A 12502-nucleotide genomic window follows, 5' to 3' on the forward strand; every position below is an offset into this window, starting at 1 on the left:
AATCTGCATCTCTGTCGTGGCCGCAGGCCTACGCTCCCCGGGCAAGGCTGAGCAGCCTGCGTTCGAAGACCGGGGCAAGACTCTCAACATAACTCTTGCTCAGGTGATTGTTGTCGAAGAACACGAAAAGCCCGCCGGTCACCGCGTAGCAGCGGGCGTCGTCGCAGAACTGGTCCGACAGGTCCAGCACCTTGAGGTTGGCATGTCCAAGGTCCGCGACGGCCTTCGCCGTGGGGTCGGCCACGAGAGCCTTGCTCCGCTGCGACGCACACGCCAGGGCGTTGCCCTTGTTGTTGATGACGCAGCCGGGCGTGCTCTTGCCAAGGGTCAGGGGCGAGTCGCGGATGACAACCACCTTCGTGCCGTTCTGGCCCCACTTCGCGATCCGGCGTTCCACGGTGGACCGGTACTGGCTCAACTGGTCGCGGCCCGTGCCGTCGTCGATGGTTTCCTTCGCGGAGAAGGTCGAGGCTACCACCAGGTCCGGGCGCTGCTTCATGATCCTGTCGGAGACCTGGCCGCTCCAGTCCAGGCAGCGGGACTGGCTCTTCTCGTCCAGGCGCGGGGCGTCCATGAACGCGACCCTCTTCACGTCTGCCAGCGAGCAACCGCCGGCGAGGCTCAGGCGGACCTTCCACTGCTGCTTCCGGGCGAGGTCGAAGAACGCGACCTTCCAGTGCTCGGCGTGTGAGTCGCCGATGAACCAGACGGTCTTGGCGTCCTTCTTCCCTCCGGAGTAGTCGCAGTCCTGGAGATAGGGCACCCCTTGGACCCTGATCTGGTCAGTCGCCGAACGGCACCCGGACACGGCGAAGTAGGGCGACTGCGCCCGTCCGATGTTCAGAGCGTGCGGCGGACCGTACTTCTCCGGGCAGGAAGCCCCCTCGTTCAGGCTGGCCGCGCCGTAGCAGGGCGACTTTGAGAGGAGGGCCAGCTGTTCCTGCTGGACCTGCTCGGCGTGCCCGGCGGAGAACACCATGCCGAAGGCGAGGGCGCCCGCGAGCACCATCGCGCCGAAGCCGGCGAGGATGCTGACCCGTGCCTTCCGGTTCCGGAACAGCCGCGAACGGCCCGGATCCTCCACGAAGCGCTTGGTCAGCACCGCCAACACGATCGACGCGGCGCCAATGACGAGTTTGTCCCGGGTGCGCAGCTCGTGGCCGAGCAGCGGCACCGCCAGGACGATCAGGGGCCAGTGCCACAGGTAGAGGGAATAGGAGATGTCGCCGAGCCCCTGGACAGGCCGGAAACCGACGGCGGGCAGTGCGCTCCGTCCCAGGACCGAGCCTGCGAGGACGATCGCCCCCGTGCCGAGGACCGGGATGAGCGCCATGGCGCCGGGGAACTGCGTCTGTTCGCCGAAGAGGGCGAGCGACACAACGAGGGCGACTGCACCGGCGCCGGCGAGCAGTCCCATCGGCCGCTGCAAAGCGGTCGGCTGCAGGATACCCTTGCCCTGCGCAGCGCGCCCCGCGAGTGCGAAGGTGGCCAGGGCGATCAGGCCCCCGGCCGCGAACTCCCAAGCCCGGGTGGTGGTGACGAAGTACGCCTCGTTCTTGCTGTCGATCGTGAAGTACACGCTGTAGGCCAGCGAAAGCACGAAGACCGTCCCCATGGCGGCGGACAGCAGGCGCAGCGGGGCCTTCCGCAGGCGGAGCGCCAGCAGGAACGCCCCGGCCAGCATCAGCGGCCACACCAGGTAAAACTGTTCCTCCACAGAGAGGGACCAGTAGTGCTGGACCGGCGTGGCCATTTCGTGGTCGGCCGAATAGTCGATGGCTTTGGCGGCCAGAAGCCAGTTCTCGCCGTAGAAGACCGCCGCGAGGGTTTCCCAGGCGACGTCAAGCCAGCGGGAGTACGGCTGGGTCAGCCACGAAGCGGCAGCGCTGACCACGGCGACCAGCAGTGCGGCAGGCAGGAGCCGCCGCATGCGCCGGCCGTAGAAGGTGGCCAGGCGGACCTTTCCGGTCGCCCGGAGCTCGTCCACGAGGTGCCTCGTGATCAGGAAGCCGGAGATGACGAAGAAGATGTCCACGCCTACGTAGCCGCCCGGCAGGAGCCGGGGCCAGAGGTGGTTGACGACGACGGCGGTCACCGCGAGGGCCCGGAGCGCCTGGATGTCGGTGCGGAATTTTCCTGCCGGCTTCGGCGTCGCCGGGCTGGAGACAGCTAGGGTGGGGGTCTGCTGGCTCACCGCGGTGACTCCCGGCGTGTGTCAGCGGCGGGAGGCTGGGTCATGAAGCTCATCCCTTGGTGCGCGAACGCAGGAACTCGACGACGTCGTGGCTTGGCCCGTCCTTGAGCACACGGCCGTGTTCCAGGAGGACGCCCCGCGAACAGATCCGCTGCACAAGGTCGAGGTCGTGGCTCACGACGACGAGGGTCTGGCCGGCGTCCACGAGTTCCTGGATCTTGTCCAGGCACTTCTTCTGAAAGGGTTCGTCACCGACGGCGAGGATCTCATCCACGAGGAAGACCTCGGGGTCGGAGTGGACGGCCACGGAGAAAGCCAGGCGCAGGTACATGCCGGACGAGTAGAAGCGCACTTCGGTGTCGATGAATTCGCCGATCTCGGCGAATTCGACGATCGAATCGAAGCGTTCCTTGATCTGGGTTTCGGACATGCCCAGGATGGCGGCATTGAGGTACACGTTGTCGCGCCCGGACAGGTCGGGGTGGAAGCCTGCGCCTACCTCGATCAGGCCGGCGACGCGTCCGCGGGTGCGCACGGTCCCCTCGTCCGGCGTCATGACGCCGGAAATGTGCTTGAGGAGGGTGGACTTGCCCGAGCCGTTGAATCCGAGCAGGGCAACCGTCTCGCCCTGGCGGATGTCCAGGCTCACGTCCCGGAGCGCGTGGAACTTGGCCGAAAGGTCACCCTTGCGTCCCTTGAGGAACCAGATGAGGGCTTCCTTGATGGACCGGGTGTGGCGCAGCACGAACTGCTTGCTGATGCCCTTGATCTCTACGGTGATGGGGGAAAGCTCGGACACTACAGCTCCTGCGCAAACTTGACTTCGAGCTTGCGGAAGGTGAATTGGCCGAGGGCAAGCACCGCAGCCGAGACGACGAGGGCAACCGGGAGCCAAAGCTCAAAGAGCTGAGGCGGAGCGGCCAGCGCCGCGTCGCCGCCCGACGTCGTCGACCAGAACGCGTAATGGAACAGTTCCACGCCCACCGTCACGGGATTCGACTGGTAGACGGCGAACCAGAAGTCTCCGAGGCGCTCGTGCACCATCGTCCACTGGTACATGACCGGTGACACCCAGGTGGCCACCATCAGCATCATCTCCACGAAGTTCTCGGAGTCCCTGAAGTAGACGTTGACCGAGCTGAAGAAGAGGCCAAGCCCCACCGACAGCATGGCCAGCACCAGGAATCCCGCGAAGCCGGCGAAGATGCCGAGCGGGGTGGGCTGCCAGCCGGTCAGGAGGCAGCCGATGAGCAGCACCACTAGCTGCGGGAAGAAGTGGGCCGCCGACACGAAGACCGACGCCACCGGGAACAGCTCCCGCGGCAGGAAGATCTTCTTGATCAGGCCGCTGTTGTACACGATCGACTTCGCGGCGTTGTTGAGCGCCTCGGTGAAGAAGTTGATCAGCACAATGCCCGAGAAGAGGTACACGGCGTAGTTGCCGACATTCTTGTTCAGGCCCAGGAACACGCCCATCGCGATGTAGAACACGACGAACTGGATGGCCGGCTTGACGTAGGACCAGATGACGCCGAGCACGGAACCCCGGTAGCGGAGTTTGATCTCCTTCCGGACCAGCAGCTTGAGCAGGTACCTGCGTCGGAAGACGTCCTTGAGGCCCTGCCCGATCCCGGGCCGGACCAGGGGCGTGTCCAGGAGCGAGGTCATCCGCGCTCCCCCAGCGCATGGGCGTTCCGGTCACGGCTATCGGCGATGGTGTGCTCGGCGAAGGTCTTCGACCAGCTCTCCATGGAGGTCAACGCCGGCATCTTGGCCTTGTACTCGGCGGAGAGTCCGTCCCAGCGGCGGACCAGCTGGAACATCGACGCCGCGGCCGAGGTCAGGAGGGACTTGGCCAGCTGCGGATTCCGGACGTACCAGGACGCACCGGTTCCTTCGGCGTTCGTGACGATCGCGGAATCGAACTGGGACACGGTCCACCACTTGTTGTCCTGGTGGGAAATCCGGGCCTGGGGCCGGGCAGCATCCTCGGCGGAAACGTCCGTGAAAAGCTGCTTGCGCAGTGTCTTCATCCCCCAGGGAAGGAGGGTCTTCAGGGACGGACGGCCGGCCACGGCCGCGCTTCCGCCCAGGGTCGTTTCCTTCTGGGCCGCCGGGAAATCATCCGGGTCGCTGAGGTAGACGGTGTCGCTGTGTTCGGCCAGCATCGCACGGATCCGCGGCAGGGTGGTGTCCAGCATCCCATGAAGGGCGTCGGGGCCCTTGAGGAGATCCTCCATCGCCCAGACCCGGCCCTTCGCCGTCGCGTATTGCATGGACAGCGTGTGCTTGAGGTCCGCGAAAAGCGCGCCCAGCAGCGCGCGGCCGCCCTTGGCGAAGGGGCTGTACATCAACGCGACCATGAGCCGGTTCCGGTTGTGGAAGTAGGCCTGCCAGCCCACCAGGTCGTCCTTGTCGCCCCAGGAGATATGCCAGACGGCGGCACCTGGCAAACTGACGGTCTGGTGCCCGTGGGCCTTGGCGCGGAGCCCGAACTCCACGTCGTCCCACTTGATGAAGACCGGCATCGAAAGCCCGATCTCGCGGATGATCGACGTAGGGATCAGGCACATCCACCAGCCGTTGTAGTCGACGTCCACTCGCCGGTGCATCCACGGCGTCTGGCGCAGGTTGGAAATCAGGAAGTCGTGCCCCAGTTCCATTTCCGCGTAGGGCTGGTCCGGCTGGATCCGCTGCGGGTTCACGATCTCGCCCAGGGTGTGCAGGGCAGTCCTGTGGTGCAGGTCGAACATGTGTCCGCCGACGATCGTGGGTTTCCGGCAGTACCGGGCGAACGTCAGGAGGCGGGTGATGCTCTCGGGTTCGATCACGATGTCGTCGTCCATGAGCAGGGCGTAATCGCTGCCGTTGCCGCAGGCTTCGAACATGCCCCGCGAGAAACCGCCGGAACCGCCGAGGTTGGACTGCTCGATGATCCGCAGTTTCCCGTCCAGGTCCTTGGCCACTTCCTCGAAACCGGGCGCGGCCGAGACTTTGTCGGTGCCCTGGTCCACGATGATGACTTCGCTGACGTGGTCGAGGCACTCGGGGTGCGCCGCGAGCAGGCGGAGGTTGCTCAGGCAGAAGGAGGTCTTGTTGAGGGTGGTGATCTCCAGGGTCACCGACGCCGCGGCAGGTGCCGGGCCGGGTGCCTGCCACTCGGCGGTATCCATCAGCAGTTCTCCGCGGCCCGCGACCAGGTCGAACCAGTACCAGCCGCCGTCGCCGAACGGGAGCAGGTCCAGTTCCACGACGGAAGTCTGCTCCCCCGAAACGGGAATGCTCTTCTGCTGCAGCAGGGCGCCCTTCGCGTTGGAGCGGAAGACGACGATCGTGCCCTCGCCGCGGGTCGTGACGCTGAGGCGGACACGGCTGAGCGTGGTCCACTTCCGCCAGTAACCAGCCGCGAACGCGTTGAAGTAGCTACCAAAGGAGACCCGCTCACCGGGCCGCACGCGCGTGGAGCAGCGGCCAATGAAATCCTCGGCGTGGGCTTCCCGGGCCTGCGAGCTCAGGCGGACAGGGCGCCGGCCCTGCTTCCTGGCTTCCTGCTCGGTCGGGGCCGGCGTACCGGCCGCGGTGCCCATGTCAACGTAGAGCGGCGCGGTGTCCATCTCCGAATGCTCCGGGAAAATGACCCTCTGGAGGGTGACCCATTCGGGGCCGCCGTCGACGCCGGGCTGGCCGAGATGGGTTTCCGCGCTCACGCGTCCACTCCTCCGCTTTCGATGTCCGTGCCGCTTTCAAAGTGCGGCCGGATCTTGTTGTCGAACATGGACAGCGCCGAGCCGATGGCCATGTGCATGTCGAGGTACTTGTAGGTGCCGAGCCGGCCGCCGAAGAGGACATCCTTCTCCGCCGCGGCGAGGTCGCGGTACTTGAGCAGCTTCTCGCGGTCCTCCGGGGTGTTGATCGGGTAGTAGGGCTCGTCGCCCTTCTCCGCGAATCGGGAGAACTCGCGCATGATGACGGTCTTGTCCGTCTGGTAGTTGCGCTCGGGGTGGAAATGGCGCGGCTCGATGATGCGCGTGTACGCGACGTCGGCGTCGTTGTAGTTCACCACGGAGGTGCCCTGGAAGTCGCCTTCGTCCAGCACTTCTTCCTCGAAATCAATCGTGCGCCAGGACAGGTCGCCCTCGACGTAGTCGAAGTAGCGGTCCACCGGACCGGTGTACACCACGGGGATCTTCCCGACGACCTTGGACTTCGAGTACTCGTGGGAGTCGTCGAAGAAGTCCGTGTTCAGGCGCACCTCGATGTTGGGGTGCTCCGCCATCTTCTCGATCCAGGCCGTGTAGCCGTTCGTCGGCAGGCCCTCATACGTGTCGTTGAAGTAGCGGTTGTCGTAGTTGTAGCGCACGGGGAGGCGGGAGATGATGCCCGCGGGCAGGTCCTTCGGGTCGGTCTGCCACTGCTTGCCCGTGTAGTGCTTGATGAAGGCCTCATACAGCGGGCGGCCGATGAGCTGGATTCCCTTGTCATTAAGGTTCTGGGGGTCCGTGCCGGCGAGCTCGCCGGCCTGCTCCTGGATGAGCGCCTGCGCCTGGCCCGGCGTCATGTTCGCCCGGAAGAATTGATTGATCGTGGCCAGGTTGATCGGCAGGGAGAAGACTTCGCCCTTGTGAACGCCGTAGACCTTGTGGACGTAGTTGGTGAAGGTCGTGAAGCGGTTGACGTACTCCCAGACCCGCTCGTTCGAGGTGTGGAACAGGTGGGCGCCGTAGCGGTGCACCTCGATCCCGGTCTGTTCTTCAGTTTCGCTGTAGGCATTGCCGCCGATGTGGTGCCGGCGGTCAAGGACCACGACCTTCAAGCCCAGCTCAGTGGCGGCCTGTTCTGCGATTGTCAGGCCAAAGAAGCCCGACCCGACGATAACGAGATCAGCGGTCACAAATTCTCCTGGTTCGAATGCGGGCAGCCCAATAGGGTGCATTGGGCTGCAAACCAAGCCTACCCGAGATGCTCCACCCGAATTCCGGTGCCCTGTTTCCGCGGTTGTCCACATAGGGGCATTCCTCCCTCGAAGGGCGACGCGGGCGGACCTACGTTGGGAACGGGCGCACGACCGGGAGGAAGAAGGAAAACGTCAATGCCATTCCATTGCACTCTGGTCCGCGGCCCGCTCTCCCCGGTGCGGCAGGGACCTGTCGAACTGACGGTCGAGATCGACGACGGCGGCCCGGGCTCGGCGGTCCAGGCCGCCGTCGCCGGTCGTTTCCACACCGGTGAGCTGTCCGTGTGCGGGCAGCCGCTTTCCTCCTTGACGGTCGGCCGGCCGCCGCTCGTGGCGGGTGCGGTCCTGGTGGACAGGGCGGCGGATGGTCCGGGTCCCGGACCCCGCGCCAGGGGCCCGGCGGTGCTGCATCTTCTCGTGCACACAGGACCGGGCGCCGGCCTCGTGGTGCCGCTCGAGCGCGGCAGCCATTCGATCGGCCGGGGCGAATGCACCATCACGGTTCCTGATCCGGAGATCTCCCGGGTCCATGCGGTCCTCACGGTTTCGGATACATCGGTGACGCTGCGCGACAACGGCAGCTCAAACGGGACAAGGGTGGACGGTAACAGGGTGCGCGCCGCCGTCATCTCCACGGACTCGCTCATCCAATGCGGCACGTCGCTGATGACAGTTGTCTTTGACTGCAGCACCCGCGCCTCCGCATTGGAGACTGCCGGGTCCCGGACTGATGAACCGCTGAAGATTCCACGCCGCGCCGAAGCGACGGGGCGTCTCAACCTCCTTCTCATGGCAGGCCTTCCCCTGCTCCTGGGGGCCGCCCTGGCGCTCGCCACCGGTACCTGGACGTTCCTGGCGTTCACTGGTATCTCGGCGATCGCTGTACTGGTCCCGCTTGCCGCGGGCGGTAAGGAACGCCGGGCCTTCAACGCCGCGTTGCGCGCTGCGGAATCCATGGACCGGGAGCGACGGGAAGGGGCAGCACCTTCGGCGGCAGACATCGTCTTTTCGGTCAGAACTGCCTCGTCCGGCGCAGCGGGGCCGGATGGGCAGCAGGGCCGCATCTCCCCCTCGCCATCCACGGACCCCGTGCACCCGGAGAAACAGGCCGAAACGGGTACCTCCGGCGGGACGGCCCTACGCATCGGAACCGGAGAGCGGGAGGCACGCATCGTCCTCGACCCGCCGGACCCGCTCTTCAAGGCGCCGGTCCTGCGCAACTCTCCGGTCACCCTGGACCCCACGATCCGCGATATTCCGGTTACCGGTCCCGCGGCCAGTGTCACCGGCCTGTTCAACTTCCTTCTCATGCAACTCGCGGTGTTTCCAGGTGCCCTCACCGCCCCCATCCTCATCCACGGCGCGGCCGGGCTGCTCCCGCTGAGTGCCCGGTTCCTGCCACGCACCACACTATGCACCAACCCTGACGCCGCCCTGGAGGCAATCTCCACCTCCACGGCGAAGGGGTTCCTCTTCCTGCAGGGCCCGCAGGCAGCACCGGACGTGCCACTGCTCGAGGCGGCCGACGCCGCCGGGTGGACGGTATTCCGCCGGAGCGACGGCACCGGCCCCGAGCCTGTCATCGATCTCGGCCACGGCCCCGCGCCCGTCATCGACTTGGGCCACCCCCGTGCCGAACTCCGCGGTGCGGCGGGCGGCCTGCCCTTCAATCCCGACCTCGTGGCCCCCGAAATCTTCGATTCCTTCTGCAGGCTCCTCGGGAAGGAGTCCCGGGAGACGGCAGGCAACCGCACCGGGCTCCCGGCGACCTGCCGTCTTGGCGACCTCATTCCCGTGGACGTGACCTCAATCCGCCGACGCTGGGAGGAAGCAGCGGAATGTCCCGGGCTCCCCGCGGTCATTGGCCGTGGTGGACCCGGAGTGCGGACCCTCGACTTGGTCGCCGACGGCCCGCATCTGCTGATCGCCGGAACCACCGGCGCGGGAAAGTCCGAACTCCTTCGCACCATCGTCGCTGCCCTTTCCCTCACCCATAGTCCCGAGCGGGTCAACTTCCTGTTCCTGGACTTCAAAGGAGGGTCGGGGCTTGGCCCGCTCGCAACGCTCCCCCATTGCGTCGGGCTCCTTACAGACCTCAAGCGCCGGGGCATGGACCGGACCCTCGTCTCCTTGCGCGCAGAGGTCCGCCGGCGCGAACACCTCCTGGCTAGGGCCGGCGTCGAAGATCTCGGGTCCTATCAACTCAAGGCCCGTCAGGGAGCACCCCCTGGCCGCCGCTCCGGGGTCCGGCCGCTGCCGCGCCTGGTCATTGTTGTCGACGAGTTCCGCATGCTCATTGAAGACTCCCCGTCGGCCCTCGCCGAACTCATGAGGGTTGCCACAGTCGGCAGGTCGCTCGGGATTCACCTGATCATGGCGACGCAGCGGCCCCAAGGCGCCATTAGTTCGGACATTCGTGCCAATGTCACCACGAGCATTGCTCTTCGGGTCCAATCCGATATGGAATCCCGGGACGTCATCAATTCCCCGCTGGCTGCCGGCATCCCCATATCGCTGCCCGGCAGGGCCTACCTGAGCAGGGGGACCGAAGGTTGCGAGTTGTTCCAGGCCGCCTCCATGTCGGGACCGGCGGCGAGTACCAAAGGCCGCGCCGCCATAGCCCGTGAGGCGGTCGAGGCGCTCAAGCTCCGCAAGTCGGGCCCGGAAGGCGGCGATGCCGACTCCCGGCAAAGAGTTCGGCGTCCCTTGGACGCCGGCCGATCGGTGGTTGACGCGGTCTGTGATGCATGGTCCGGGGCGGGGAAAGAGCAGCCACTCAGACCGGTCGCGGCGGAACTTCCTGAATCCCTCCGCTTGGACGTCCCACTGGACAAGGCCGGCGGCGGTTCCTCGATTGGCCGCCACGCACGCTGTCTCCCTCCCGCAGGATTCCTGGGAGTCGTCGATCTGCCGGACAAGCAATGCACCGGACCACTGTCCTGGCAACCCGGGGTGCACGGTCATCTGGCGCTTCTTGGGCCTCCCGGCAGCGGCGCCGAAAGCGCTTGTCTGTCGATTGTGTCTCAGCTGCTGTCGGCTCACGACGAGGTCCATTGCTATGTCCTCGACGGCGACGCCTCGTTTCCGGTGGAGCCGCTGCCGGGGAGGGTGGGTGCCTTGGTGACGACCCAGGAGCCGCTGCGGGCCGGCCGGGTCGCCGAACGCATCGCGGAAGAGATCGCGGCACGGCAAGGCAAGGGGGCCGAGGGCCGCGTGCCGTTGCTGTTCGTCATCACCGGATGGGGATCCTGGCTTGCCCTCCTCCGGGCAGGTCCCCTCGCGTGGGTCGAAGACGTCATCCATGGCATCGGCCGGGACGGGGCCACCGCTGGGGTCCATCTCCTGGTGACGGGAGACAGGGAACTGACGACTTCGAGGCTCTACGGTTCGCTCCCCAACCGCGCCTTCTTCCCCCTCGGAAGCACCGAAGAGAGCCGTGCCGCGTGGCCGCGCTTCGCTCCGCTCGAGCCGTACCCGGCCCGTGCCGTGGCCTGCGGACCGCTCCTCGGCGAAGGCCTGGCAGAGGCCCAGTTCGCCGTACCAGCCGAGGGACGGCTGTGGCCGTACGGAACGGTGCCCGAGCCGGCGCGTCCCGTGTTCCGTGTTCTCCCCCTGCCGCGGATGCTTGCCGCGGACAACGTCGTCGCCCTGTCGTCTCAACGTGCATCCGCAGATCGGTTCGGCGCCCACAGCCAGGCTCTTCTCTTGGGCTTGGGAGGAGATGAACTCGAACCGGTCACCCTCCGGCTCGCGCCCGGCGGGGTCGCGCTGGTCCTGGGACACCCCGGCACCGGCAAATCGGGCCTGCTGGACGTGTTGCCTGCCCTGAACCCGGGCATCCGCTGGCTGCGCACCGCGCCTGGCTCCGATCCCGGGGCCTTTTGCGCCCGGTTGCACGCACAGGCGAGGGCGGGTTCCGTCGATCCGCGGGCGGTCGCGCTGATCGACGACGCCGACCGTCTGGGAAGCGAGGCCGCCGGACTTGCGGCAGCCCTGCCGTCCCTCGGGGTCAGGGTGATCGCAACGGCCGCCTACAGCCACAGTCTCCTCCAGCGCGTTCCGCTGGCCACCCACGCGCTGAACGAGGGCCGGGGAATCCTGCTTTCACCCCGGCAGCCGTCGGATGGAGATCTCTTCGGGATCCGTTTGGCGGCCGGACGGAAAACTCCGGGGCGGGCCGTGCTCGTTCAGGACGGGGAATCACTTACCTTCCAGATCCCTGTCGCAGGGCCTCCGGAGGCCTTGGCAGCATGAGCACATCACAATGCGGCCGAAGATCCCCCGGCCCGGGACGCGAAGGCCAGGACCTTCTTTTCGAACAGGAAGCCGATGGTGGCCAGGGCGGGCACGATCATGGCCAGCCCGGCGAGCGGCAAGCCACCGGTCAGGGTCGGAACCCCGATCGTCAATACGAACAGCTGGGCCACGAGGGCGGCGGCCCGGGTCCAGCGGTATCCGCGGAACAGGAAATGCCCCACAGCGAAGAGCCAGGCCGAGAAGGCAAGGAGCAGACCAAGGGTGAAGACAGCACCCCAGAAGGAAGCGACGGGCGCGCCGCTGACAAGCTGGATCGCGTAGAGACCGGCCGCCGTCAGGAGCGCCAACGCTTCAACGACCACGACAAGCGAAATGACGATGATCCCCACGGGCCGGGGTCCGGCGCCCGCGACCCCGGGGGAACCGCCGTTCCGCGGCGCTGCCGCGTCCTCGTGGAATGGGTCGTTGGCAGGGTTCTCAGGGGGTATTGACACATTGGCACCCTACCCGACATAGTCGAATACCGGCGCCCGGACTGCCAGCTGATGTGATGCATCGCTCATGCTTTAGGGGCATTTCCGAGGCTTGAACCCCTTGTTTACACGGCGTTAACATGACACGCTTGATTCAGACGACCAAGGGGGCCCATTGGGTCCCCTTTTCCTATGAAGCCTCTCGTGAATATTTTCACAAAGGGCTCGACTAGTTCTGACGAATGGAGTGACTGATCAGCATGGATTGGCGTAACCGCGCAGCCTGCCTCGACAAGGACCCCGAGCTTTTCTTCCCCGTGGGAAACACTGGACCGGCCCTTCTCCAGATCGAAGAAGCAAAGAGCGTGTGCCGCCGCTGTCCAGTCGTGGACACCTGCCTCCAGTGGGCGCTTGAGTCCGGCCAGGACGCCGGCGTCTGGGGCGGCATGAGCGAAGACGAACGGCGCGCCCTCAAGCGCCGTGCGGCCCGCGCCCGCCGCGCTTCCTAAGCCAGGAGGCTCCCCTGCCGGAATTCCTGGCCGGGCATCCGGCTACCCCGGCGGGTTAACAGGCCAGGGGTGCACACAAACGAAAAACGTGGGGCGGCCCGGACCATTTGGTCCG

General features: G+C 66.3%; 8 protein-coding genes. 2 read left to right on the plus strand and 6 right to left on the minus strand.

Annotation, left to right across the window (positions count from 1 at the left end):
• Positions 1 to 28: 28 nt before the first annotated feature.
• The 5 genes from D3654_RS13430 to glf form a co-directional block, all read right to left on the minus strand.
• Entirely contained in the window at positions 29 to 2194 is a 2166-nt protein-coding gene (locus D3654_RS13430) for an acyltransferase family protein (RefSeq protein WP_120521995.1), read from the minus strand.
• Positions 2195 to 2243: 49 nt separating this feature from the next.
• Positions 2244 to 2993 (minus strand): ABC transporter ATP-binding protein, encoded by a 750-nt coding sequence (locus tag D3654_RS13435; RefSeq protein WP_120521996.1) that lies wholly within the window; start codon positions 2991 to 2993, stop codon positions 2244 to 2246.
• Positions 2993 to 3862, minus strand: coding sequence for an ABC transporter permease (locus D3654_RS13440; protein ID WP_120521997.1), 870 nt, complete (start codon positions 3860 to 3862; stop codon positions 2993 to 2995). Before D3654_RS13440 ends, D3654_RS13435 begins: the two co-directional genes overlap by 1 nt.
• Positions 3859 to 5808 carry a glycosyltransferase gene (locus D3654_RS13445; protein WP_120522001.1) on the minus strand — a complete coding sequence of 650 codons (1950 nt, stop codon included), beginning with the start codon at positions 5806 to 5808 and terminating at the stop codon, positions 3859 to 3861. The genes D3654_RS13440 and D3654_RS13445 overlap by 4 nt, the downstream gene beginning before the upstream one ends.
• 89 nt (positions 5809 to 5897) lie before the next feature.
• Positions 5898 to 7085, minus strand: a complete 1188-nt coding sequence (glf, locus tag D3654_RS13450) for a UDP-galactopyranose mutase (RefSeq protein ID WP_120521998.1) — start codon at positions 7083 to 7085, stop codon at positions 5898 to 5900.
• A 198-nt stretch (positions 7086 to 7283) separates the two neighbouring features.
• Between glf and D3654_RS13455 the strand changes: the two genes are divergently transcribed.
• Complete coding sequence (locus D3654_RS13455) at positions 7284 to 11402, plus strand: type VII secretion EssC family protein (RefSeq protein ID WP_120521999.1); 4119 nt, start codon at positions 7284 to 7286, stop codon at positions 11400 to 11402.
• A gap of 5 nt (positions 11403 to 11407) precedes the next feature.
• Here the strand turns inward: D3654_RS13455 and D3654_RS13460 are convergent, their stop codons facing one another.
• Positions 11408 to 11899, minus strand: coding sequence for a hypothetical protein (locus D3654_RS13460; RefSeq protein WP_425359418.1), 492 nt, complete (start codon positions 11897 to 11899; stop codon positions 11408 to 11410).
• A 239-nt stretch (positions 11900 to 12138) separates the two neighbouring features.
• Between D3654_RS13460 and D3654_RS13465 the strand changes: the two genes are divergently transcribed.
• Positions 12139 to 12387, plus strand: a complete 249-nt coding sequence (locus D3654_RS13465) for a WhiB family transcriptional regulator (protein WP_003804966.1) — start codon at positions 12139 to 12141, stop codon at positions 12385 to 12387.
• Positions 12388 to 12502 lie beyond the last annotated feature (115 nt).

The sequence above is a fragment of the Arthrobacter celericrescens genome, assembly GCF_003614925.1.
Lineage (GTDB): Bacteria > Actinomycetota > Actinomycetes > Actinomycetales > Micrococcaceae > Arthrobacter > Arthrobacter celericrescens.

Excerpts from the sequence above, each read along its gene's own strand:
- D3654_RS13440 (WP_120521997.1), bottom strand. The coding sequence starts at position 3,862 with ATGACCTCGCTCCTGGACACGCCCCTGGTCCGGCCCGGGATCGGGCAG.
- D3654_RS13455 (WP_120521999.1), top strand. The coding sequence starts at position 7,284 with ATGCCATTCCATTGCACTCTGGTCCGCGGCCCGCTCTCCCCGGTGCGG.
- D3654_RS13465 (WP_003804966.1), top strand. The coding sequence starts at position 12,139 with ATGGATTGGCGTAACCGCGCAGCCTGCCTCGACAAGGACCCCGAGCTT.
- D3654_RS13445 (WP_120522001.1), bottom strand. The coding sequence starts at position 5,808 with ATGGACACCGCGCCGCTCTACGTTGACATGGGCACCGCGGCCGGTACG.